Here is a 24,808-nt window from a genome sequence, read left to right as displayed (position 1 = left end):
ACCGCCCCGGGGACGCGTCCGGTCCCCGTCGCGGATGTGCACGCCACGGGACGGGCCCGGCCGGCGCGGGGAGTGCTCTGCGCCGGCCGGCACCCGGATCCGTGCGGACGGGCGGGGAGCCTCAGCCCCGGCCGGCCGTCGTCTCCAGGGCGACGCGCTCCTCGCCCGCGTACACGTTCATGGAAGGACCCCGCAGAAAACCGACCAGGGTCAGTCCGGTCTCGGCCGCCAGGTCGACGGCGAGGGACGACGGTGCCGAGACCGCCGCGAGCACGGGGATCCCGGCCATCACCGCCTTCTGGGCCAGCTCGAAAGAGGCCCGTCCCGACACCAGCAGAATCGTGCGGGACAGCGGCAGCCGACCGTCCGTCAGGGCGCGGCCCACCAGCTTGTCGACCGCGTTGTGCCGGCCGACGTCCTCCCGGACGTCGAGCAGCTCACCCGTCTCGGAGAACAACGCCGCCGCGTGCAGACCCCCCGTCCGGTCGAAGACCCGCTGGGCGGCGCGCAGCCGGTCGGGGAGGGCGGCGAGCAGGGCGGGCTCCACCCGGACCGGGGGAGTGTCGGCGATGGGATGCCGGGTCGTGGTGCGCACCGCGTCGAGGCTCGCCTTGCCGCACAGCCCGCAGGACGACGTGGTGTACACATTGCGTTCGAGCGTGATGTCGGGGATCGCGACACCGGGGGCGAGTCTCACATCCACCACGTTGTACGTGTTGACGCCGTCCGCCGTGGCCCCGGCGCAGTAGACGATCTGCTGCACCTCGGATCCGTCGCCGATCACGCCCTCGCTCACCAGGAAGCCCGCCGCCAGTGCGAAGTCGTCGCCCGGCGTCCGCATCGTGATGGCGAGCGGCTTGCCGTTCAGGCGGATCTCCAGGGGTTCCTCGGCGACGAGGGTGTCGGGGCGCGTCGAGACCTTCCCGTCCCGGATGCGAATGGTGCGTCGACGCTCGGTGACCCGTCCCATAGCGGTGAACCCGATTCTGTACGTGGTATCGGAAGCCGAAACGGCCCTGGATGCAGAGGTTGCCGCGGGTCACCCCTGATTGTCGTGCGGTGAGGTGAGCTCGGCGAGCTCATTGTCCCGCACGTGGAGTGTGACATTGCAGCCGACGCCGCAGTACGCGCCGACCGTGGTGGCCCGGGTCCGGGACCAGGCGGTGGGGGCAGCGCACGATCCCAAGTCGCCAGAATTGTCTACAGAATGCTTTCATGCCAAGCCTCCAATGAGCGGCGGTGATTCCTGTGGGATCACGTGCCCCTGTACCGGGCGGTAGCGACCAAGACTGGATGGTTCCTGCCCTATGTAGCGAGGAGATCCTGTACATGACCGGCTCGCGTGTCGTGGCGCTCGGCCACTATCAGCCCGCCCGGGTGCTCACCAACGACGATCTGGCGGCCATGGTCGACACCAGTGACGAGTGGATCACCAGCCGCGTCGGCATCAAGACCCGACACGTCGGAGGTCCTGACGAGCCGGTGGACGAGATGGCCGCGCACGCGGGGGCCAAGGCGCTCGCCTCGGCGGGGCTGCAGCCCGCCGAGGTCGATCTGGTTCTCGTCGCCACCTCCACCGCGATCGACCGTTCGCCGAGCATGTCGGCGCGGGTCGCCGCCCGCCTCGGTATGGGATCCCCCGCGGTGATGGACATCAATGTGGTCTGCTCCGGGTTCACCCACGCCCTCGCCACCGCCGACCATGCGATCCGGGCGGGCGCGGCCGACCGCGTCCTCGTCATCGGCGCCGACAAGATGGCGGACATCGCCGACTGGACCGATCGCAGCACCTGTGTGCTGCTCGGTGACGGGGCCGGCGCGGCGGTCGTCGTCGCGGACCCGGGCGGTGGGGACCTGCCCGGGATCGGACCTGTTCTGTGGGGTTCGGTGCCGGAGATGGGGAACGCGGTGCGGATCGAAGGGACGCCCTCGCGATTCGCGCAGGAGGGACAGTCCGTGTACCGCTGGGCCACCACGCAGTTGCCGCCGATCGCCCGCAAGGTGTGCGAGAAGGCCGGTGTCGCCCCCGAGGATCTGGCCGCGGTGGTGCTGCACCAGGCCAACCTGAGGATCATCGAGCCGGTCGCCAGGAAGATCGGCGCGGTCAACGCGGTCATTGCCCGGGATGTCGTGGACTCCGGCAATACGTCCGCGGCCTCGATCCCGATGGCCCTGTCCAAGCTGGTCGAGCGCGGCGAGGTGCACAGTGGTGCGCCGGTGCTGCTGTTCGGCTTCGGCGGGAATCTCTCGTACGCGGGTCAGGTCATCCGCTGCCCCTGAGGGGCGTTGTGCTCGGTGGACCGTAAACGATAAGTAATTGCGCCGCGCCGTCGGGTCATTCTCACACTCAAGTGTTCGATCGAACATCGATGTGTTAGAAATGAGGCATGGGTGTCGCCAATCGTCTGGACCTGACCCTGCGATTGGTGCAGGGCTCCGACCGGGTTTCCGTGTCGGAGCTCTCCCATCGCCTGGGGGTCTCCGAAATGACCGTCCGCCGTGATCTCGGCGCGCTGGAGCGGCAGGGACTGGTGCGCAGGGTGTACGGCGGTGCGGTCGCCACGCGTGCGCGGGAGGAGGGCGCGGGCTTCTCCGCCCGTGAGCCGTGGCAGGCCGCGACGAAGGACCGGCTCGGTGCGGCCGTGGCCGCGATGGTGGAGCCGGGATCGCGGGTGCTTCTCGATGCGGGCACCACCACCGTGCACGTCGCCGAGCACCTGGCCGAACGGGCTCCCCTGACGGTGGCGGTGGTCAGTCTTCAGGCCGCGGTCCGCCTGGCGGACCGGCCCGGGATCGAGCTGTTGATCATCGGCGGCCGGTCCCGCCCCGGTGAACAGTCGCTGGTCGGGCCGCTGGCCCTGCGTGCCATCGAGGCGCTGGCCTTCGACTGCTTCGTACTGTCCATCGGCGGGGTGCACGCCGAGTACGGCTGGTCGGAGTTCTCGCTGGACGACGCGGCCGTCAAGCAGGCCGCGCTCGCGCAGTCGGACCGGACCGTCGCCGTCGCCGACGCGACCAAACTCGGCGTGCGCGCGTTCAGTCAGGTCGCCGCCGTGGGGGCGGTGGACGTGTTCGTCACCGACAGTGCGGCCCAGGACGCCGCCACCCACCCCAATGGCCCGCTGACGCTGTCCGCCCTGCGCGATGCGGGCGTGCGCACCGTCCTGGCCTGAGCGCCGGATCCACCACGAGGAGTGCACATCATGACCGCAGGCCTGGACACCCCCGACCGCCGCGGACGCACCGGTCTGGACCGGCATGGCCGCGACCTGACCGGCAATCCGCGGGTGCGCATCAGTGATGTGGAGGTGCTGTCCTGCGACTGGTATGTGCTGCGCAGGACGACCTTCGACTATCAGCACAGCGACGGCCATTGGAGCCGGGAACAGCGCGAGACATACGACCGGGGCGACGGAGCCACGATTCTGCTCTACCACCCCGGTCGTCGCACCGTTCTGCTGACCCGTCAGTTCCGGCTGCCCGCCTACGTCAACGGGCACCACGACGGGATGCTGATCGAGACCGCCGCCGGGCTGCTCGACGGCGACAGCCCGGAGGAAGCCATCCGCAGGGAAGCGGCCGAGGAGACCGGACACCTCGTCGGCACTCCCGAGCACGTCTTCGACGTCTATATGAGCCCCGGCTCGGTCACCGAACGCCTGCACTTCTTCGCCGCCCCCTACCGTTCGACGGCCGACACCGCCGGCGGGTACGGGCACGGGGTCGCGGCCGAGGGCGAGGACATCGAAACGGTGGAACTCCCCTTCGACGAGGCCCTCTCCATGGTCCGCAGCGGTGCCATCGCCGATGCCAAGACCATCATGTTGCTCCAGTGGGCGGCCCTGGACGGCCCGTACCGACAGCGCTGACCCCCGACCCGCACGCGCCGCCGGTCGGGAGCCCGCGACGGCATCGGGCCCGTGATTCAGTCGAACGGCTTTGTCCTCGGTGTGGAGAAAGTTGTAGCGGATTCCTGCGCAACTTCTTCCCACTCCCGGCAACCGCTGCTACGTTCCCCTCGAAAGCCCGACGGACAGGCCGATGTGGCGGGGAGGGGCGCGTGAGACGTATGACGGCACGACCCGCGAATGCGCATCAGGCGCGACTGCTCCGGCTGTTGCGCGACGGCGGGCCCAACTCACGGGCACAGCTGGGGGATCAGGTGGATCTCTCCCGCTCCAAGCTCGCCGTCGAGGTCGACCGGCTGCTGGAGACCGGACTTGTCGTGGCCGACGGGCTCGCCGCATCCCGCGGCGGGCGTCGCTCGCACAACATCCGGCTCGCTCCGCAACTGCGCTTCCTCGGCGTCGACATCGGTGCCACATCCGTCGATGTGGCTGTCACCAACGCCGAGTTGGAGGTCCTGGGTCACCTCAACCACCCCATGGACGTACGCGAAGGCCCCGTCGCCGTCTTCGAGCAGGTGCTGGCGATGGCCGCCAAGCTGCGTGCCTCCGGACTCGCCGAGGGCTTCGACGGCGCGGGCATCGGCGTGCCCGGCCCGGTCCGCTTCCCCGAAGGCGTACCGGTCGCGCCGCCGATCATGCCCGGCTGGGACGGCTTCCCGGTCCGCGAGGCGCTCAGCCAGGAACTGGGCTGCCCCGTCATGGTCGACAACGATGTGAACCTGATGGCGATGGGGGAGCAGCACGCGGGCGTCGCACGTTCCGTGGGCGACTTCCTCTGCGTCAAGATCGGCACGGGCATCGGCTGCGGCATCGTCGTGAGCGGCGAGGTCCACCGCGGTACGACGGGCAGCGCCGGGGACATCGGCCACATCCAGGTCGAACCCGAAGGACGCGCCTGCGCCTGCGGCAACCGGGGCTGCCTGGAAGCCCATTTCAGCGGTGCCGCGCTCGCCCGTGACGCCGAGGACGCGGCGCGTGCCGGGCAGTCGGCGGAACTCGCGGCCCGGCTGGAGACGTCCGGAAAGCTCACCGCCGCCGATGTGGCAGCCGCCGCGGCGGCCGGTGACGCCACCTCGCTCGACCTGATCCGCGAGGGCGGCAACCGGGTCGGTCAGGTCATCGCGGGACTCGTCAGCTTCTTCAATCCCGGCCTGGTCGTGATCGGCGGAGGTGTCACCGGCCTCGGGCACACACTCCTCGCCAGCGTCCGGACCCAGGTCTACCGGCAGTCGTTGCCGCTGGCCACCGGCAATCTCCCCATCGTTCTGGGCGAGTTGGGACCGGCCGCCGGAGTGATCGGCGCCGCCCGGCTCATCAGCGACCACCTGTTCTCACCGGCCTGACTCCGGGCCGGCAGCACCTGGGCAGCCCCACCACCACACCCGGCAAGCACGCACTCGCACACCGGAAACACGCACACCAGCGCACCCGCGCAAGCATCCGCACACCGACAACACCCGCACCACCGCACCTGGTACCGCCCTGCCCGCTCACCGGCCTTCCCCACGCTCTCGGCTGCGCTCGAGCAGGGGAGACCCACTCGCCGAGGGGATTCGTCATGGCACCAGAACCACCCCTGCTCACCATGTCCGGCATCACCAAGTCGTTCCCCGGAGTGCGCGCCCTCGACGGCGTGGACCTGGAGGTCCAGGCCGGCGAAGTCCACTGTCTCCTCGGGCAGAACGGCGCCGGCAAGTCCACTCTCATCAAGGTGCTCGCCGGGGCCCACCAGCCCGACGGCGGCGAGATCACCTGGCACGGCGCACCGGCCGTGCTCAAATCGCCCATGGCCGCGATGCGCCTGGGCATCGCCACCATCTACCAGGAACTCGACCTGGTCGAGGGCCTGTCGGTCGCCGAGAACGTCTTCCTCGGCCATGAACCCACCACCGCCCGCTTCGTCGTCCGCACCCGGGAGGGCCGCACGGCGGCGGCCGCGCTGCTGAGACGTCTCGGTCATCCGGAGATCGACCCTGCCAGGGCCGTCGGTGAGCTGTCCGCCGCGCAACAGCAGATCGTCTCCATGGCGCGGGCGCTCTCCCACGACGTCCGGCTCATCGTGATGGACGAGCCGTCCGCCGCACTCGACCCCGACGAGGTCGACAACCTCTTCCGTATCGTCACCTCCCTCACGGCCGACGGGGTGGCCGTCGTGTACATCTCGCACCGCCTGGAGGAGATCCGCAGGATCGGCGACCGGGTGACCGTGCTCAAGGACGGCCGCGCCGTCGCCGTGGGGCTGCCCGCCAAGTCCACACCCACGCGCGACATCGTTGCGATGATGACCGGTCGCAATGTCGAGTACGTCTTCCCGCCGCGCACCAAGGACAGCGCGGCAGCGGCGGCGACGGAGCCGGTACTGAAAGTCGTGGGGCTGACCAGGAAGGGGGAATTCGACCCGGTGGACCTGGAACTCCGGCCCGGTGAGATCGTCGGCCTGGCCGGACTCGTCGGATCGGGGCGCTCCGAGATCCTGGAGACGGTCTACGGCGCCCGCAGGCCGAGCGCCGGACATGTCACCGTAGCCGGCACACCGCTCAGGCCCGGCAGCGTACGCGCGGCCGTCGCCGCCGGGATCGGACTCGCCCCCGAGGAACGCAAGGCGCAAGCCCTGCTGATGCTCGAATCCGTCACCCGTAACGTCTCCGTCTCCTCGATGTCGCGCTTCTCCCGCGCCGGCTGGATGGACCGCGGGGCCGAGCGCCGGGCGGCGCGCGCCGCCACCCGCGAACTCTCGTTGCGCCCCGACAACCCGGACACCCCCGTCCGCACGCTCTCCGGCGGCAACCAGCAGAAGGCTGTCCTGGCCCGCTGGCTGCTGCGGGGCTGCCGGGTCCTGCTGCTGGACGAACCGACCCGCGGTGTCGATGTCGGCGCCCGCGCCGAGCTCTACGCCGTGATCCGACGGCTGGCCGACGAAGGCCTCGCCGTCCTGCTCGTCTCCAGCGAGATCCCGGAAGTTCTGGGGCTGGCCGACCGAGTGGTAGTGCTTTGCGAGGGCCGGGTTGTGCATTCCGGTCCCTCGCACAGCATTGACGAGTACCGCGTACTCGACCTAGTGGTGACTCCTCCCTCTCTGGAATGAGAGGGCTTCTCACTCAGCCGCATGGCGGCCTCATGACGGCCAAGCCCTGACCGCTGCCTCAAGGCAGGTGGACAAATTATCATCACTTGACGGGAGTTATTCGTGCCGAGCAAGCTGCACCCGAGCGGACCGGCTGCTGAACCGTCCGCCCCCGTAGATGACCCGCCGGTCGGCGGCACCTGGCGTTCGCTGATGGGTCGCGTGGACGTGCGCAACGTCTCCCTCGCCGGCGTCCTCGCCGCACTGATCGTCGTCGGCGGATTCACCGAGCCCGACGCGTTCCTGGACACCGGAAACCTCCAGCTGATCCTCACCCAGTCCTCCGTCATCGGCGTCGTCACCGTCGGCATGACCTTCGTCATCACCAGCGGCGGCATCGACCTGTCGGTGGGTGCGATGGTCGCGCTCGCCTCCGTCTGGGCGACCACGCTCGCCACCCAGGAGTACGGTTTCGCCGGAATCCTGTTCACCGCGGTGATCGTCGGACTCGGTGCCGGACTGGTGAACGGACTGCTCATCGCGTACGGCCGGATGGTGCCGTTCATCGCGACGCTGGCCATGCTCGCCTCGGCCCGGGGGCTCGCCCTCCAGATCACCGACGGCAAGACCCAGATCGTCACCGTCCAGTCGGTACTGGACCTGGGTCTGCCCGACTCCTACGTCCTCGGCATCCCGCCCCTGGTCATGATGTTCGCCGCGGTGACCGTCATCGGCTGGCTGGTGCTGAACCGCACGACCTTCGGACGGCGTACGGTCGCGGTCGGCGGCAATGCGGAAGCGGCCAGGCTGGCCGGCATCGACGTACGGCGGCAGCGGCTCTACCTCTATCTGCTCTCCGGGCTGTGCTGCGGCATCGCGGCGTTCATGCTGATCGTCCTGTCCGGCTCGGGGCAGAACACCAACGGCAATCTGTACGAGCTCGACGCCATCGCCGCCGCGATCATCGGCGGGACCCTGCTCAGCGGTGGGCGCGGCACGATCGTCGGCTCCGTACTCGGCGTCCTCGTCTTCACCACCATCACCAACATCTTCGCGCTCAACAATCTGCAGAGCGATGTGCAGCAGATCGCCAAGGGCGCGATCATCGTCGCCGCCGTCCTCGTCCAGCGCCGCACCTCCGCGCACGGGGAGACCTGAGACCCGGCGGATCAGGACCGGACCGACCCGGCCCACACCGCTTCCCGTCACTCCGCCCCACCCACCACCCACCCACCGCCCCGAACGCCACCTGTGACATGTCACGCATCGGATGAAGGGTTTGACAGCCATGCCAGAAACCAGCCGCAGACGACTGCTCTTCGGCTCCGCGGCCGTCTCCGCGGGCGCCCTGCTCACCGCCTGCACCAGCAACGAGCCCAAGAAGTCGGAGACCGCGCAGAGCAATCAGCCCGCCGCCGACGACAAGCCCGGCAAGCCCATCACCATCGGCTTCGCCGGCCCGCAGGCCGACCACGGCTGGCTCAACGCCATCAACGAGAACGCCAAGTCGCGGGCGGCGAAGTACTCCGAGGTGACACTGGAGACCACCGAGGGCTCCAATGACACCGCCGCCCAGATCGGCCAGGTCAAGACCCTCATCAACAAGAAGGTCGACGTCCTCGTCATCCTTCCCGCCGACGGCAAGGCACTGACCCAGGTCGGCCTGGAGGCCATGCGGGCCGGCATCCCCGTCATCAATCTGGACCGGATCTTCGCTTCCCCGCAGGCCTACCGCTGCTGGGTCGGCGGCGACAACTACGGCATGGGTCTCAACGCCGGTACGTACATCGGCGAGCAGCTCAAGGACACGGCGGACGCCAAGGTCGTCGAGCTGGCCGGCATCGACAACCTGGAGCTCACCAAGCAGCGCAGCCAGGGCTTCGCCGACGCGTTGAAGAACTACCCCAACGTCGAACTGGTGGCACGTCAGGCCGCCGACTTCACCGTCGAGTCGGGCCAGGCCAAGATGGCCCAGCTGCTGCAGGCGCAGAAGAAGTTCGATGCCCTGTGGAACCACGACGACGACCAGGGTGTGGGCGCGCTGCGCGCCATCCAGCAGGCGGGCCGCGACGAGTTCCTGATGGTCGGCGGCGCCGGGGCCAAGTCCGCGATGGACGCCATCAAGGCCGACAACAGTGTGCTGAAGGCCACTGTCCTCTACCCGCCGACGATGGCCGCGTCCGCCATCGACCTGGCCCGCGCCCTCGGGCAGGGCAAGGGCCTCGGCGGCCTGGCCGAGCTGGAGATCCCGACCAATCTCACCCTCTACTCGGCCGTGGTCACCAAGGAGAACATCGACCAGTACCTGCCGACGGGCTTCAGCTGATCCGCCCCGCGGGAGGGTGCTGACCCTCCTGCCGCCCCCATCGAACGACCGACGAGGAGGAAGCCCGGATGGCCCGTAGGGAAGATACGGATCAGGAGGCCGCAGCGCCGCCGACGGACCGGCCGACGACGAGTATGCCGGTGCTCGGAGTAGGCATGGTCGGATACGCGTTCATGGGCGCCGCCCACTCACAGGGCTGGCGCACCGCGGGACACGTCTTCGAACTGCCCGTGAAACCGGTTCTCGCCGCGATCTGCGGACGCGACCGGGCAGCGGTCGACGCGGCCGCGGCCCGCCATGGCTGGGCGGCGGCGGAGACCGACTGGCGGGCCCTGATCGACCGGGAGGACGTACAGCTCGTCGACATCTGCACCCCCGGCGACAGCCATGCCGAGATCGCCATCGCCGCCCTGGAGGCCGGCAAGCACGTGCTGTGCGAGAAGCCGCTCGCCAACACGGTCGCCGAGGCCGAGGCCATGGTCGAGGCCGCGGAGCGCGCGGCGGTCCGCGGCCAGGTCGCGATGGTGGGCTTCAACTACCGCAGGGTGCCCGCGATCACCTACGCCAGGCAGCTGATCGCCGACGGCCGGATCGGCACCCTGCGACATGTCCGCGCCACCTATCTCCAGGACTGGCTCGTCGATCCCGAATCACCGCTCACCTGGCGGCTGAAGCGGGAACACGCGGGCTCGGGAGCGCTCGGCGACCTGGGGGCGCACATCGTGGACCTCGCCCAGTTCCTGGCGGGGGAGCCGCTGGTCGGGGTGTCCGCGATCAGCGAGACGTTCGTGCGTGAACGGCCGGTGCTCGCCGGGCCCTCGGCCGGGCTCTCCGGAGCCGCGGACCGGGGCGCGCGGGGCGCGGTGACCGTCGACGACGCGGCGCTGTTCACCGGCCGGCTCGCGTCCGGGGCGCTGGCCTCGTTCGAAGCGACCCGGATGGCGGCCGGACGGAAGAACGCACTGCGGCTGGAGATCAACGGGGAGCGCGGCTCGCTCGCCTTCGATCTGGAACGGCTCAACGAGCTGTCCTTCCACGACCAGACCGAGTCCGCCACCACGGCGGGGTTCCGGCGCATCCTCGTCACCGAGCCCCAGCACCCCTACCTGGAGGCGTGGTGGCCGCCGGGTCACGCCCTCGGTTACGAGCACACCTTCGTCCACCAGGCCCGTGACCTCGTGCGGACGATCGCCGAAGGGACCGCCCCCGCACCGTCGTTCGCCGACGGCCTGCAGGTGCAACGGGTGCTCGCCGCGGTGGAGGAGAGCGCCGAGAAGAACTCCGTACACACCCCCGTAGTCCTCTAGGAGGTCCCGCGCATGCCCCGTCCCTTCACACTCTTCACCGGTCAGTGGGCCGACCTGCCGCTGGAGGAGGTCTGCCGGCTCGCCCGGGACTTCGGCTACGACGGGCTCGAACTCGCCTGCTGGGGCGACCACTTCGAGGTCGACAAGGCGCTGTCCGACCCCGCCTATCTGGACGGGCGGCGGCAGCTGCTCGACAAGTACGGGCTGAAGTGCTGGGCGATCTCCAACCACCTCGTCGGCCAGGCCGTCTGCGACAACCCGATCGACGAACGGCACCAGGGGATACTGCCCGCGCGGATCTGGGGCGACGGCGACCCCGAAGGGGTACGTCGCCGGGCGGCCGAGGAGATCAAGAACACCGCCCGCGCGGCCGCCGCCTTCGGGGTGCGCACCGTCATCGGATTCACCGGATCCTCGATCTGGCACCTGGTCGCGATGTTCCCGCCGGTCCCGCCGCACATGATCGAGCGGGGCTACGAGGACTTCGCCGAACGCTGGAACCCGATCCTGGACGTCTTCGACGCGGAGGGCGTGCGGTTCGCCCACGAGGTCCACCCGAGCGAGATCGCGTACGACTACTGGACCACGCACCGCGCGCTGGAGGCCGTCGGCCACCGGGCGGCATTCGGGCTGAACTTCGACCCGAGCCACTTCGTCTGGCAGGACCTCGACCCGGTCAACTTCCTGTACGACTTCCGGGACCGGATCTACCACGTGGACTGCAAGGAGGCACGCAGGCGCCTGGACGGCCGGAACGGTCGTCTCGGTTCCCACCTGCCGTGGGGCGACCCGAGGCGCGGCTGGGACTTCGTCTCCGCCGGACACGGCGACGTGCCCTGGGAGGACGTCTTCCGGATGCTCCGGTCCATCGCGTACGAGGGGCCGGTGTCCGTGGAGTGGGAGGACGCGGGCATGGACCGGCTGGCGGGCGCGCCGGAAGCGCTTGCCACGCTGAAGCGGTACGACTTCGAGCCGCCGTCGGCGTCCTTCGACGCGGCGTTCGGGGGTGGGAACTGAGGGGTCCGTCCGGGGGTGCTGCCCCCGCGCCCGGCTCCTGCGCCGTCGTCGCAGGAGTCCGAATCCGGCCGAGCGCCGGTTCGGGAGGGGTGGGCCGGGAGCGGGAGCTCGCGGCCGCCCCGTGCTCAGTCCTGCCCTCATCCCACTTTGTCCTGGCGCAGGAAAAAGTTCGACACGACCGTTGCGCAAGGGCTTTCCGTCCCGGACGAACAGGTCTACCGTCCACAACGTGTACATGACATGACCTGGGTCACAGGCGCCCCTCGGCCCCATATGACCTGCGCGGCAGTCCCCGCGCAGAACGGCACGGCAGCACCCGCCCCGTACAACCGGCACTCTCCGGAGGACACACGTGCACAGAACAAGAGCCAGAAGCAGGAACCGAACGCGGCTCCGCGCCCGCACATCCCTCGCGCTGCTCACCAGCGGCCTGCTCGCGGCGGCGACCCTCGCTCTGGGCGCCTCGCCCGGAGCGGCCGCGACGGGACCGTCCTCGCCGGCCGCCACCGACGCGGCGGCGGAGGAATTCCAGCAGGTCACCCTCGCCAAGGGCGCAGCCGAGACCGGCGAGCCCATGACCCTCGCCGTCCTTCCCGACCGCAGCGTGCTGCACACCTCGCGCACCGGCGAGCTGCGTCTCACCGACAGCGGTGGGAACACCCGCGTGGTGGGGTCCGTCCCCGTGTACTCGCACGACGAGGAGGGGCTCCAGGGCGTCGCCATCGACCCCGACTTCAGTAGGAACCGGGCCATCTACCTCTACTACGCGCCCCCGCTGGACACCCCGTCCGGAGACGCCCCCGAGAACGGCACGGCCGCCGACTTCGCCAAGTTCGACGGCGTGAACCGCCTGTCGCGCTTCGTCCTGAAGGACGACGGCACTCTCGACAACGCCAGCGAGAAGAAGATCCTCGACATCCCGACCTCGCGCGGCATGTGCTGCCACGTCGGCGGCGACATCGACTTCGACGCCCAGGGCAACCTGTACCTGTCGACCGGTGACGACACCAACCCGTTCGCCTCCGACGGCTACACCCCGATCGACCAGCGCCCCGACCGCAACCCGGCGTTCGACGCCCGGCGCAGCGCGGGCAACACCAACGACCTGCGCGGCAAGATCCTCCGGATCAAGGTCGCCGACGACGGCTCGTACACCATCCCCGACGGAAACCTCTTCGCACCCGGTACGGACAAGACCCGACCCGAGATCTACGCGATGGGCTTCCGCAACCCGTTCCGGTTCTCCGTCGACAAGGCCACCGGCATCCTCTACGTCGGCGACTACGGGCCCGACGCGGGCGCGGCCGATCCCAAGCGGGGCCCGTCGGGCCAGGTCGAGTTCGCCCGGGTGACCGAGCCGGGCAACTTCGGCTGGCCGTTCTGCACCGGGAACAACGACGCGTACGTCGACTACGACTTCGCGACGAAGACGTCCGGCGCGTCCTTCGACTGCGCCGCCCCGAAGAACACCTCTCCGCACAACACCGGTCTCGTCGACCTCCCGCCCGCCCAGCCCGCCTGGATTCCCTACGACGGCGGATCCGTACCCGAGTTCGGCACCGGATCCGAGTCACCGATGGGCGGACCCGTCTACCACTACGACGCCGACCTCGACTCGCCCGTGAAGTTCCCCGAGTCCTACGACGGGCAGTTCTTCGCCGGAGAGTTCGGCCGGCGCTGGATCAAGGCCATCAAGCACGACGCCGACGGCACCGTCCAGTCCATCAACCCCGTCCCGTGGACCGGGACCCAGGTGATGGACATGGCCTTCGGACCCGACGGGGCGCTGTACGTACTCGACTACGGCACCAGCTGGTTCGGTGGCGACGAGAACTCCGCCCTCTACCGCATCGAGAACGCCACCGGCGGGCGCTCTCCCAACGCGGTGGCATCGTCCGACAAGACCTCCGGCACGGCACCGCTCAAGGTGAACTTCTCCTCGCAGGGCACCGTCGACCCCGACGGCGATCTGCTGACGTACGCCTGGAACTTCGGTGACGGCGGCACCTCGACGGCCGCCAACCCCAGCTACACGTACAAGAAGAACGGCACCTACACGGCGACCGTCACCGCCAAGGACCCGACCGGTCGGACCGCCTCGGCGAGTGTCCACGTCACGGTCGGCAACACCGCGCCGAAGGTGGAGCTGAAACTCCCCGGTGACGGGCAGCTGTTCAGCTTCGGCGACGACGTCCCGTTCAAGGTCACCGTCACCGATCCCGAGGACGGCACGATCGACTGCTCCAAGGTCGAGGTCCGCTTCGTCCTCGGCCACGACAGCCACGGCCACCCGATCACCACCGTCAACGGCTGCTCCGGCACGATCAAGACAGCCGTCGACGGCGGCCACGACCCGAACGCCAACATCTTCGGGGTCATCGACGCCTCCTACACGGACGGCGGAGGTGGCGGCCAGGCATCCCTGTCCGGTCACGACCAGGCCCAGCTCCAGCCGCGGCACCGCCAGGCCGAGCACTTCAGCGCCTCGTCGGGGATCAAGGTCTACGACAAGGCGACCGCCAACGGCGGCAAGACCGTCGGCGACATCCACAACGACGACTGGATCTCCTTCAAGCCGTACATCCTCGGCGACTCCAACAAGCTCACCGCCCGCATCGCATCCGGTGGCAGCGGAGGCATCCTGGAAGTCCGGGCAGGCTCGGCGACGGGTACGCTCCTGGGCTCGACCCCGGTGCCGGTGACCGGCGGCTGGGAGAATTTCCAGGACGTCGACGTATCGTTGCGGAACGTTCCCAAGAAGGCCACCGAGCTCTTCCTCGTCTTCAAGGGAGGCGACGGAGCGCTGTACGACGTCGATGACTTCGAACTCACCCACAGCACCGCCGGCAAGACCGCCAAGCGGGTCCTGGTCTTCTCGAAGACGGCCGGCTTCCGCCATGACGCGATCCCCGACGGCATCGCCGCGCTGAAGGAGCTCGGCAAGGGCAGCGACATCACCGTCGACGCGACGGAGGAGGCCCGCCAGTTCACCACCGCGAACCTGGCGCGGTACGACGCCGTGGTCTTCCTGTCGACGACCGGCGACGTGCTCGACGCCGATCAGCAGAAGGCGTTCGAGAACTACGTGGCCAACGGCGGCGGCTACATGGGCGTCCACGCGGCGGCGGACACCGAGTACGACTGGCAGTTCTACGGCGGACTCGTCGGCGCGTACTTCTCCTCGCACCCCGCGATCCAGCCCGCCACCGTCCGCGTCGAGGACCACAAGCACCCGGCGACCGCCCACCTCGACGACGAGTGGAACCGCACCGACGAGTGGTACAACTACCGCACCAACCCGCGCGGTCAGGCCAAGGTCCTCGCCACACTCGACGAGACGACCTACACCGGCGGCACCATGAAGGGTGATCACCCGATCACCTGGTGCCAGAGCTACCAGGGCGGCCGCTCCTTCTACACCGGACTCGGCCACACCAAGGAGTCGTACGCCGAACCGGCCTTCCGTCAACTCCTGCTCGGTGGCCTGCGGTACGCGGCCGGCCAGGTGAAGGCCGACTGCAAGCCCGACACCGGCTACCGGTCCATCTTCAACGGCAAGACGCTCGAAGGGTGGAAGCAGGCCGGCCCCGGAAAGTTCGACATCGTCGACGGTGAACTGCGCTCCGTGGGTGGCATGGGTCTGCTCACCTACCAGGCCAAGGAGCTCGGGGCGTACTCGCTCAAGCTCGACTGGAAGATGGAGGGCGACGACAACTCCGGTGTCTTCGTCGGCTTCCCGGAGTCCGACGACCCCTGGTCCGCGGTGAACAACGGCTACGAGGTCCAGATCGACGCCACCGACGCACCCGACCGCACCACGGGCTCGATCTACACCTTCAAGGCGGCGAACATCAAGGCCCGCGACCAGGCCCTGCGGCCGCCCGGCCAGTGGAACAGCTACGAGATCAAGGTCCAGGGCGAACGTCTCCAGGTCTTCCTCAACGGAGTGAAGATCAACGACTTCACCAACACCGATCCGGTACGGAGCCTGAAGAACGGATACATCGGCCTGCAGAACCACGGTGCCGATGACCATGTGTCCTTCCGCAACATCCAGTTGAAGGAGCTGCCCTCCGCGTAGGGCGGTGCATCCGGCCGACGGCGGGCGGGGAAGGTCCGTCCTCCCCGCCCGCCGTCACCACGCGAGACCAAGCCCCTCGTCCATCCCGTTCCCCCGGCGCACAGCGCCACCCGCTCTGCCCAGCCAGGATCCCCAGCCAGGGAGGCAGCCAGTGACAGCACCCGCCGTTCGCACCGGAGTCTGGTTCATCGGAGCACGCGGCTCCGTCGCCACCACCGCCACGGCGGGGTGCGCGGCGGTCGCGGCGGGGCTCCATCCGGCGGCAGGCATGGTCACCGAGACCCCGCCGTTCGTGGCCGGCCAACTGCCCGCCCTCACCTCACTGGTCTTCGGCGGGCACGACACCGTCGGCTGCCCGCTGCCCAAACGTGCCGAGGCGCTGGCCGCCGGAGGAGTCCTGCCGTACGGCCTTCCCGCCGCCGTACGCTCCGAACTCGACGCCGCCGACGCCGAGATCCGGCCCGGCGGACCGCTGCCCGGCGACACCCGCGACGACGAGGCGCTCATCACCGCCTTCGCCGCCGACCTCGCCGACTTCGGACAGCGCCACGGCCTGGCCAGGACGGTCGTGGTCAATGTCGCCTCCACCGAACCCGTCCCGGCCCCCGGCGACCGGCGGCTGCCCGCCAGCTCGCTGTACGCCGCGGCGGCGCTGCGGGCCGGTTGCCCGTACATCAACTTCACCCCCTCCACCGGGCTGCGCACCCCCGCCCTTCAGGACACCGTCGCGGCCTGCGGACTTCCTCACGCGGGCCGCGACGGCAAGACCGGCCAGACGCTGCTGCGCTCCGTGCTCGCCCCGATGTTCGTGCAACGGGCCCTGCCCGTACGGGCCTGGTCCGGCACCAACCTGCTGGGAGGCGGCGACGGAGCGGCACTGGCCGACCCGGGCGCGGCCGCGGCCAAGAACGCGGGCAAGGAACGCGTCCTCGCCGACACGCTGGGAACCGCGCCCGAGGGCGAGGTCCACATCGACGACGTGCCGGCACTCGGCGACTGGAAGACGGCCTGGGACCACATCGCGTTCGACGGATTCCTCGGGGCACGCATGGTCCTCCAGACGACCTGGCAGGGCTGCGACTCCGCACTGGCCGCACCGCTGGTCCTCGACCTGGCCAGACTGGTCGCCCGAGCCCACGAGAAGGGACTGACCGGCCCGCTGCCCCAGCTCGGCTTCTACTTCAAGGATCCGGACGGCGGGCCGGCCGCGCTCTTCGAGCAGTACACGGCCCTGCTCGCCTTCGCCGAGACGCTGCGGGGGGAGAAGTGACGCTACGAGCCTGGGCGGAACTGCTGCGGGTGTCGGCGCTGTTCACCGTCCCCGGGGACGCGCTGGCGGGGGCGGCGGCGACGGGCCTGCGTCCCGACCGCGGTACCGCGCTCGCCGTCGGCGCCTCGCTCTGTCTGTACGAGGCGGGCATGGCGCTCAACGACTGGGCCGACCGCGACGAGGACGCCGTCGACCGCCCGCACCGCCCGATCCCCTCGGGACGGATCTCTCCCGGCGCGGCCCTCGCGGCGGCGGGCGCGCTGACGGCCGCGGGCCTGGGCCTCGCCGCCCGTGCGGGCCGCCCCGCCCTCGCGGTTGCCGCGGGACTGGCGGCGACGGTCTGGGCGTACGACCTCCGCCTCAAGCACACCCCGGCGGGACCGGCGGCGATGGCGGCGGCGCGAGGCCTGGACCTGCTGCTCGGCGCCACCGCCACCGGGGCGGTGACGACCGGGACGGCGGGGCAGGGCCCTGACCGGGGCTCGCGTGCGGGTTCGGGACGGGGGCGGGGTTCGGGACGGGATCCGGGACGGGAATCGCTCTCGGCCTCGGGCCGGGTTCCGCCCTTCGGCTCGCTTCCGGTTCCGGTCTCGCGTTCGGGCTCCGGATCGTGTTCGGGCGCGGCCGTGATTCCGGCCTCCGGTTCCGGTCCGGCCTCCGCCGCGGGTGGCGCTGCGCGTGGTTCCGTTCTCGGCGCGCTCCCGGCGGCCGGCCTGCTCGGGGCCCACACGTACGCCGTCACCGCCGTCTCCCGCCACGAGGCGCAGGGCGGATCCACCCTCACCCCCCTGGCCGCGCTCGCGGCCACGGCCGCACTCGGAGCCGCCGCCCTGCGCGAGCAACATGGACCGCGCGGCTCCGGGGCCGCGACCCGGGACACGCGCTGCGGCGGAAAGGAAAGGGCGTACCGGTCGGACCCGTCGCCGACGCCCGGCGTCACCACCGCCCCCCGCCTCCTTCTCACCGCCCTCACCGGCGCCTACTTCCGCACCGCCGCCGGACCCCTCCTCCACGCCGCCCTCAACCCGTCCCCACCGCTCACCCAGCGCGCCGTCGGCGGCGGCATCCGGGCCATGATCCCGCTCCAGGCGGCTCTGGCCGCCCGCGCGGGAGCAGCCGGAACAGGGCTCGCCGTCATGGGACTGGTCCCACTCGCCCGCACTCTCGCCCGGAAGGTGAGCCCCACATGACGATCCGCTTCGGCTACGGCACCAACGGGCTCACCGACCTCCGCCTGGACGACGCCCTCGGACTCCTCGCCGATCTCGGGTACGACGGGGTCGGCCTGACGCTCGACCACATGCACCTCGACCCCCTCGCCCCGGATCTCGCCGCCCGCACCCGCCAGGTGGCCTCCAGGCTCCGGGAGCTGGGCCTGGGCGTCACCGTCGAGACCGGCGCCCGCTACGTCCTCGACCCCCGCCGCAAACACGGCCCGTCCCTCCTCGACCCGGACCCGGAGGCCCGCGCCGCCCGCACGCGGCTGCTCGTCCGCGCCGTCGGCGTCGCCGCCGATCTCGGCGCCCACGCCGTGCACTGCTTCAGCGGCATCACCCCACCGGACACCACCCCCGACACCGCGTGGCAGCGGCTCACCGACTCCCTCGCGCCCGTTCTGGACGCCGCCGACCGCGTCGGCATCCCGCTGGCGATCGAACCCGAACCCGGACACCTCCTCGCCACCCTCGCCGACTTCCACCACCTGCGCGTCCTCAGCGGCGATCCACCGCCTCTCGGGCTCACCCTCGACATCGGCCACTGCCAGTGCCTGGAACCGGCCGCGCCCGTCGACTGCGTCCGCGACGCCGCTCCCTGGCTGCGGCACGTCCAGATCGAGGACATGCGTCGGGGTGTCCATGAACACCTCCCGTTCGGAGAGGGCGAGATCGACTTCCCGCCCGTTCTCGAAGCGCTCGACGCCCTGCCGGACACCGGCTATCGCGGCCTCGCCGTCGTCGAACTGCCCCGGCACTCCCACGCCGGTCCCGAACTCGCCCGCACCTCGATCGAGTTCCTCCGCAAGCACAGCCCGTCGAGCCGCTGAAACCGCCGAAGGGAGCAACGCCATGCCGATGACCCCGACGACCGCCCCGCTGCTGACCCGCGAGGAACTCGACGCACAGCTCGGCGGAGCCGCGCGTGCCTGGCTCGACGAGGCCTTCGCGGAAGCCGAGCACGCCGCCGCCCACGAGGCCACCGAACGGCCAGGCGGCCCGTACGCCGTACCGCCGTGGGAACTGCGCTACGCCGCCGCCGGCCGCCACTGCGGACTCGAACACGCCGACTCCGTACGGGTCCTCCTGCTCATCGAGGCCCGCGCCGCGCTGCCGGCCCTGACCCGGCTGTACGAGCAGGGCACCGCCGCCGAACGGCGCGCCGTCCTGCTCGCCCTGCATCGGCTCGACCTCGGCCCCACCGCCCTCCCGCTCGTCGAGGACGCACTGCGCACCAATGACACCCGGCTCGTCGCCGCGGCCGTCGGACCGTACGCCGCCGCCCATCTCGACGCACACAACTGGCGCCACGCCATTCTCAAATGCCTCTTCACCGGCGTCCCCGTCGACGCCGTCGACCAACTGGCGCGGCGCTCCCGCGGCGACGCCGAACTCGCCCGCATGCTGGGCGACTTCGCGGCCGAACGCATTGCGGCGAACCGCGACGTCCCCGCCGGTCTCACCCGCGTTCTCGACCTCACCACCCCCGGCCCTGCCGCCCCCACGGAGGAGTCCTGATGCGCATCTTCGACCCCCACATCCACATGACCTCCCGCACCACGGACGACTACCAGGCGATGTTCGACGCGGGCGTCCGCGCCCTCGTGGAACCCTCCTTCTGGCTCGGCCAGCCCCGCACCTCGCCCGCGAGCTTCTTCGACTACTTCGACGCCCTGCTCGGCTGGGAGCCCTTCCGCGCCGCCCAGTACGGCATCGCCCACCACTGCACGCTCGCCCTCAACCCCAAGGAGGCGAACGATCCGCGCTGCACCCCGGTCCTGGACGCCCTGCCGCGCTATCTCGTCAAGGACTCCGTCGTCGCCGTCGGTGAAATCGGCTACGACTCCATGACCCCGGCCGAGGACACCGCCCTGGCCGCCCAGCTCCAGCTCGCCGCCGACCACGGCCTGCCCGCGCTCGTGCACACCCCGCACCGCGACAAGCTCGCCGGTCTGCACCGCACCCTCGACGTGATCCGCGAATCCCACCTCCCCCCGGAACGGGTCCTGCTCGATCACCTCAACGAGACGACCGTGAAGGACGCCATCGACAGCGGCTGCTGGGCCGGCTTCTCCATCTACCCCGACACCAAGATGGACGAGGACCGCATGATCGCGGTCCTCAAAACCCACGGCACCGAGAAGATCCTGGTCAACTCGGCCGCCGACTGGGGCAGGAGCGACCCGCTCAAGACCCGCAAGGTGGGCGACGCGATGCTCGCCGCCGGGTTCGACGCGGACGACGTCGACCGAGTGCTCTGGCGCAACCCCGTCGCCTTCTACGGGCAGAGCGGCCGACTCCAGCTCGACATCACCGCGCCGGAACCACTCCACGAGGGCAACTCCATCCTGCGCGGCGGGGAGTGAGCCGTGCGCTTCCGCCACCCCGACGGCTCCACCGTCCACCTCTCGTACTGCACCAATGTCCACCCGGCGGAGACACTCGACGGGGTCCGCACCCAACTGCGCGACCACTGCGAACCGGTCCGCAAGCGCCTCGGCCGCGACCGGCTCGGCATCGGCCTGTGGCTCGCCGGGGACGCCGCCCGCAGCCTGATCAACGACCCGTCCCAGCTGCGCTCCCTGCGCACCGAACTGGACCGCCGCGGCCTGGAAGTCGTCACCCTCAACGGCTTCCCGTACGAGGGCTTCGGCGCCGACGAGGTCAAGTACCGGGTGTACAAGCCGGACTGGACGGACCCGGAGCGGCTCGCCCACACCACCGACCTCGCCCGCCTCCTGGCCGGGCTGCTCCCCGACGACGTCACCGAAGGAACCATCTCCACCCTCCCGATCGCCTGGCGCACCCCGTTCGACTCCGACGCCGAGGCCGCCGGCCTCGCACACACCGCGCTCACCACCCTCGCGGAACGCCTCGACGCGCTGGCCGAGCTCACCGGCAAGTCCATCCGCATCGGCCTCGAACCCGAGCCCGGCTGCACGGTCGAGACCACCGCCGACGCCGTCGCACCGCTCACCGCCGTCGGACACCGGCGCATCGGCATCTGCATCGACACCTGCCACCTCGCGACCTCCTTCGAGGACCCCGACACCGCCGTCGACGCACTCGGTGCCGCCGGTGTCCCGGTCGTCAAGGCACAGCTCTCCGCCGCGCTGCACGCCGAACACCCCCACCTCCCCGAGGTACGCGCCGCGCTCGCCGCCTTCGCCGAACCCCGGTTCCTCCACCAGACCCGCACGCGCACCGCTGCCGGACTGCGCGGAACCGACGACCTCGACGAGGCGGTCACCGGCCGGGCCCTGCCCGACGGAGCCCCGTGGCGCGCCCACTTCCACGTCCCCCTGCACGCACCCCCCGCACCGCCGCTCAGCTCCACCCTTCTGGTGCTCCGGTCCACGCTGACCCGACTGGTCGGCGGCGCTCGGCCGCTCACCAGGCACCTGGAGGTCGAGACGTACACCTGGCAGGCGCTGCCCGCCGCACTGCGCCCCCGCACCCGCCCCCAGCTCGCCGACGGCATCGCCGCCGAACTCACCCTCGCCCGCGACCTCCTGGTCGACCTCGGTCTCAAGGAGCTCCCATGACCCATGCCGGGCCTGCTGCCGGGCAGCACGCGACACCCACCCCCCTCCTCGTCCTCGACGTCGTCGGCCTCACCCCGCAGCTCCTCGACCACATGCCGCACCTCAAGGCACTCGGGCGGTCCGGCACCCGCGCCCCCCTCGGTACCGTGCTGCCCGCCGTCACCTGCGCCGCCCAGTCCACCTTCCTCACCGGCACCACCCCCGCCGAGCACGGGATCGTCGCCAACGGCTGGTACTTCCGCGAGCTCGGCGACGTGCTGCTCTGGCGCCAGCACAACGGTCTGGTCGCCGGTGACAAACTCTGGGACGCCGCCCGCCGTGCCCACCCCGGCTACACCGTTGCCAACATCTGCTGGTGGTACGCGATGGGCGCCGACACCGACATCACCGTCACCCCCCGTCCTGTGTACTACGCCGACGGCCGCAAGGAACCCGACTGCTACACCCGGCCGCCCGCGCTGCACGACGAACTCACCGCGAAATTCGGCACCTTCCCCCTGTTCCACTTCTGGGGCCCCGGTGCCGACCTGGTCTCCTCGCAGTGGATCATCGACGCGACCCGGCACATTCTCGACACCCGCCACCCCGACCTGGCCCTGTGCTACCTCCCGCACCTCGACTACGACCTGCAGCGCTACGGCCCCGACGACCCCCGCTCGTACCGGGCCGCGGCCGACCTGGACCGGGCCGTGGCGCCCCTCCTGGACGACGCGCGCCGCGAAGGCCGCACCGTCGTCGCCCTCTCCGAGTACGGCATCACCCGCGTCGACCGGCCCGTCGACATCAACCGGGCCCTGCGCCGCGCCGGCCTCCTGGAGGTCCACACCCAGGACGGCATGGAGTACCTCGATGCGATGGCCTCCCGTGCCTTCGCCGTCGCCGACCACCAGCTCGCCCATGTCTACGTACGCCGTCCCGAGGACCTCGAAGCCACGCGCGATGCCCTCCGGGACCTCCCCGGCATCGAGCAGCTCCTCGACGACGAGGGCAAGAAGGCCCACGGCCTGGACCATCCGCGCTCAGGCGAACTGGTCGCCGTCGCGGACCCGGATGCCTGGTTCACGTACTACTACTGGCTCGACGACGCCCACGCGCCCGACTTCGCGCAGCTCGTCGAGATCCACCGCAAGCCCGGCTACGACCCGGTCGAACTGTTCCTGGATCCCCAGGACCCGTACGTCCGGGTCAAGGCCGCCGCGGCCGTCGCCCGTAAGAAGCTCGGGATGCGCTACCGCATGGCGGTCGTCCCGCTGGACCCCTCACCCATTCGCGGCAGCCACGGCCGCCTTCCCACGAGCGACGACGAAGGGCCGCTCATCCTGTGCTCCACCCCCCACGCGTTCACCGGACCCGTCCGGGCCACCGAGGTGAAGTCCCTGCTCCTCACGCTTGCCGGCCTCGCATGAGATCGGTCCGTGCACAGCGTTTCGGGCATCTTCGAGAAAGAGAGAGACCGTGACCGCGTACAACGACGAATCCGGAACGGACGGCGCCCTGCGCCGCAGCCTCGGCGTCAGCCGCCGCCGCTTTCTGAGCACCTGCACGGCCGCCGCGACAGCGGCGATCGCCGCGCCCGCCTTCGGCGCGTCGCCGGCCCTCGCCCAGACCGCATCCGGCAAGGGGCAGGGCGTCGGCCAGGCGCTGATCCCGGCGGCGAAGCGAGGAATCATCCTGTACACCGTGCGCGACGCCACGGGCCGGGATCCGCTCACCACCGACCTTCCCTCGGGCTTCCGTGAGGTCTTCAGGGAGCTGGCCCGATACGGCTACCGGCAGGTCGAGTTCGCCGGGTACGGCCAGCACGCCAACGCACCCGGCGGAAGCAACCTCGAATCGGTGGAGGGCGCGAAGCTGCTGCGCTCGTGGCTGGACGAGTACGGTCTGCGCGCCCAGGGCAACCACGGCTTCATCCCGTCGTCCTGGCCGCTGAGCCAGAGCGATCTGGACCAGTTCAAGCGCCACCTCGAAATAGCGAAGATCCTCGGCATGGAGCACATGGGCACCGGCGGCGACCCCACCGGTAGCGCGTACCGCGCCGACTGGGACGTGGCCGCCGACAAGTGGAACACGCTGGGCCGGATCGCTCAGGGCGCCGGCATCAAGCTGTACACCCACAACCACGACGCGGCCTACGGCTTCCTGCTCGACGGCGGTCCGCGGGACGCCCAGGGCCGCCCCACCCGCAGCTCCGGCATCCGCAAGCTCGAACACTTCCTCCAGGCCACCGACCCGAAGACCGTTTGGCTGGAGATGGACATCTACTGGGCGCACGTCGCCCAGTACAAGTTCCACACCTACACCGCGCACGACGGGTCGCAGCAGGAGAACATCTTCGACCCGGCGGCACTGGTCCGCTGCAACACCAAGCGCTACCCGCTGTTCCACGCCAAGGACGGCATCGTCAACACCACCAGCGGAGAGGGCTACGACATGGTCCCCTTCGGCACCGGGGACATCGACTACCGGACGTTCTTCCGCCGCGTCGGGGCGAAGAACTACCACAACCCGATGGTCGAGCAGGACAACGCACCGAGCTCGACCGTCCCGGCGCAGTCCCTGAACCATGCGCGGATCGGCTACGACAACCTGGCCGCGCTGCGCAAGTAGGACGATCGGCGCCGCCGGAGGGGCGGCCCGCGCCTCACCCCGATTTCCTGACGACCGGGGAAGAGAGCGAACGCCCGCCCGGTGACGTCAGGCACCGTACGCTCCACGGCCGTCACGAGGCGCGTACGGTGCCTGACCGGCACCCCGGCCTGCGCGACCAACCCCGGGGCCGGTCTTCGCGGTGGCCGGACGCCGCCCGGCGATCCGCCGGACGTACCGCACGTGCACGAATGACGACAGATCGTACGCACCGCCAGGCCAACGGCTTCCCTGCGCCCACCACCCCCACTGACCATCGAATATGCAGGTGAGGGGCACCCCAAACCCCTGGTATTGTTTTCTCTGTCGCCGCGGGAGACCGGGGCCGATCACCTAGTCCGGGTGGCGGAATGGCAGACGCGCTAGCTTGAGGTGCTAGTGCCCTTTATCGGGCGTGGGGGTTCAAGTCCCCCCTCGGACACCGGATCAA

Annotated in this window: 19 protein-coding genes, 1 tRNA gene and 1 pseudogene; 19 read left to right on the top strand and 2 right to left on the bottom strand. The window is 70.5% G+C overall.

Going from position 1 to position 24,808, the window contains the following annotated elements; all coding sequences use genetic code 11:
* Positions 1 to 121 precede the first annotated feature (121 nt).
* Both fdhD and ACF1B9_RS34880 read right to left on the bottom strand, forming a co-directional pair.
* Positions 122 to 970 carry a formate dehydrogenase accessory sulfurtransferase FdhD gene (gene fdhD, locus ACF1B9_RS34885; protein WP_391746495.1) on the bottom strand — a complete coding sequence of 283 codons (849 nt, stop codon included), beginning with the start codon at positions 968 to 970 and terminating at the stop codon, positions 122 to 124.
* Positions 971 to 980: 10 nt separating this feature from the next.
* Positions 981 to 1,156, bottom strand: a pseudogene (locus ACF1B9_RS34880) (Fe-S-binding domain-containing protein); the annotation flags it as partial.
* A 173-nt stretch (positions 1,157 to 1,329) separates the two neighbouring features.
* Here ACF1B9_RS34880 and ACF1B9_RS34875 point away from each other — a divergent pair.
* The 19 genes from ACF1B9_RS34875 (at position 1,330) to ACF1B9_RS34785 (ending at position 24,799) form a co-directional block, all read left to right on the top strand.
* Positions 1,330 to 2,280, top strand: coding sequence for a beta-ketoacyl-ACP synthase III (locus ACF1B9_RS34875; protein WP_391746496.1), 951 nt, complete (start codon positions 1,330 to 1,332; stop codon positions 2,278 to 2,280).
* Between the two features lie 107 nt (positions 2,281 to 2,387).
* Positions 2,388 to 3,173, top strand: coding sequence for a DeoR/GlpR family DNA-binding transcription regulator (locus ACF1B9_RS34870; RefSeq protein ID WP_391746497.1), 786 nt, complete (start codon positions 2,388 to 2,390; stop codon positions 3,171 to 3,173).
* Positions 3,174 to 3,203: 30 nt separating this feature from the next.
* Positions 3,204 to 3,869, top strand: a complete 666-nt coding sequence (locus tag ACF1B9_RS34865; protein WP_391746498.1) for an NUDIX domain-containing protein — start codon at positions 3,204 to 3,206, stop codon at positions 3,867 to 3,869.
* Positions 3,870 to 4,069: 200 nt separating this feature from the next.
* Complete coding sequence (locus tag ACF1B9_RS34860) at positions 4,070 to 5,251, top strand: ROK family protein (RefSeq protein ID WP_391746499.1); 1,182 nt, start codon at positions 4,070 to 4,072, stop codon at positions 5,249 to 5,251.
* A gap of 215 nt (positions 5,252 to 5,466) precedes the next feature.
* A complete protein-coding gene (locus ACF1B9_RS34855; RefSeq protein WP_391746500.1) occupies positions 5,467 to 6,993 on the top strand; it encodes a sugar ABC transporter ATP-binding protein in 1,527 nt (508 codons plus the stop codon).
* 102 nt (positions 6,994 to 7,095) lie between these two features.
* Positions 7,096 to 8,130 carry an ABC transporter permease gene (locus ACF1B9_RS34850; protein ID WP_391746501.1) on the top strand — a complete coding sequence of 345 codons (1,035 nt, stop codon included), beginning with the start codon at positions 7,096 to 7,098 and terminating at the stop codon, positions 8,128 to 8,130.
* A gap of 130 nt (positions 8,131 to 8,260) precedes the next feature.
* A complete protein-coding gene (locus ACF1B9_RS34845; RefSeq protein WP_391746502.1) occupies positions 8,261 to 9,298 on the top strand; it encodes a substrate-binding domain-containing protein in 1,038 nt (345 codons plus the stop codon).
* A gap of 68 nt (positions 9,299 to 9,366) precedes the next feature.
* Positions 9,367 to 10,605, top strand: coding sequence for a Gfo/Idh/MocA family protein (locus ACF1B9_RS34840; protein WP_391746503.1), 1,239 nt, complete (start codon positions 9,367 to 9,369; stop codon positions 10,603 to 10,605).
* Positions 10,606 to 10,617: 12 nt separating this feature from the next.
* Positions 10,618 to 11,622, top strand: a complete 1,005-nt coding sequence (locus ACF1B9_RS34835; RefSeq protein WP_391746504.1) for a sugar phosphate isomerase/epimerase family protein — start codon at positions 10,618 to 10,620, stop codon at positions 11,620 to 11,622.
* A gap of 352 nt (positions 11,623 to 11,974) precedes the next feature.
* Positions 11,975 to 15,703: a ThuA domain-containing protein gene (locus ACF1B9_RS34830; protein ID WP_391746505.1), complete on the top strand. Its 3,729-nt coding sequence runs from the start codon at positions 11,975 to 11,977 to the stop codon at positions 15,701 to 15,703.
* A gap of 151 nt (positions 15,704 to 15,854) precedes the next feature.
* Positions 15,855 to 16,973 (top strand): inositol-3-phosphate synthase, encoded by a 1,119-nt coding sequence (locus ACF1B9_RS34825; protein WP_391746506.1) that lies wholly within the window; start codon positions 15,855 to 15,857, stop codon positions 16,971 to 16,973.
* Positions 16,970 to 18,163: an SCO3242 family prenyltransferase gene (locus tag ACF1B9_RS34820; RefSeq protein ID WP_391746507.1), complete on the top strand. Its 1,194-nt coding sequence runs from the start codon at positions 16,970 to 16,972 to the stop codon at positions 18,161 to 18,163. Before ACF1B9_RS34825 ends, ACF1B9_RS34820 begins: the two co-directional genes overlap by 4 nt.
* The gene (locus ACF1B9_RS34815) at positions 18,160 to 19,017 is read left to right on the top strand and encodes a sugar phosphate isomerase/epimerase family protein (protein WP_391746508.1); all 858 of its coding nucleotides are present in this window, start codon (positions 18,160 to 18,162) and stop codon (positions 19,015 to 19,017) included. Before ACF1B9_RS34820 ends, ACF1B9_RS34815 begins: the two co-directional genes overlap by 4 nt.
* A 22-nt stretch (positions 19,018 to 19,039) precedes the next feature.
* Entirely contained in the window at positions 19,040 to 19,705 is a 666-nt protein-coding gene (locus ACF1B9_RS34810; RefSeq protein WP_391746509.1) for an EboA domain-containing protein, read from the top strand.
* Positions 19,705 to 20,553, top strand: coding sequence for a TatD family hydrolase (locus ACF1B9_RS34805; RefSeq protein WP_391746510.1), 849 nt, complete (start codon positions 19,705 to 19,707; stop codon positions 20,551 to 20,553). The genes ACF1B9_RS34810 and ACF1B9_RS34805 overlap by 1 nt, the downstream gene beginning before the upstream one ends.
* A 3-nt stretch (positions 20,554 to 20,556) precedes the next feature.
* Positions 20,557 to 21,732 (top strand): metabolite traffic protein EboE, encoded by a 1,176-nt coding sequence (gene eboE, locus ACF1B9_RS34800; RefSeq protein WP_391746511.1) that lies wholly within the window; start codon positions 20,557 to 20,559, stop codon positions 21,730 to 21,732.
* Positions 21,729 to 23,138 carry an alkaline phosphatase family protein gene (locus tag ACF1B9_RS34795; RefSeq protein WP_391746512.1) on the top strand — a complete coding sequence of 470 codons (1,410 nt, stop codon included), beginning with the start codon at positions 21,729 to 21,731 and terminating at the stop codon, positions 23,136 to 23,138. The genes eboE and ACF1B9_RS34795 overlap by 4 nt, the downstream gene beginning before the upstream one ends.
* A gap of 49 nt (positions 23,139 to 23,187) precedes the next feature.
* Positions 23,188 to 24,339: a sugar phosphate isomerase/epimerase family protein gene (locus ACF1B9_RS34790; RefSeq protein ID WP_391746513.1), complete on the top strand. Its 1,152-nt coding sequence runs from the start codon at positions 23,188 to 23,190 to the stop codon at positions 24,337 to 24,339.
* Between the two features lie 375 nt (positions 24,340 to 24,714).
* Positions 24,715 to 24,799 (top strand) — tRNA-Leu (locus ACF1B9_RS34785).
* Positions 24,800 to 24,808: the final 9 nt, after the last annotated feature.

The sequence above is a fragment of the Streptomyces sp. NPDC014727 genome, from assembly GCF_043083485.1.
In the GTDB taxonomy this organism is placed as follows: Bacteria; Actinomycetota; Actinomycetes; order Streptomycetales; family Streptomycetaceae; genus Streptomyces.
The sequence above is the reverse complement of the archived record's forward strand: the minus strand, read 5'-3'. Positions and strand labels throughout refer to the sequence as shown.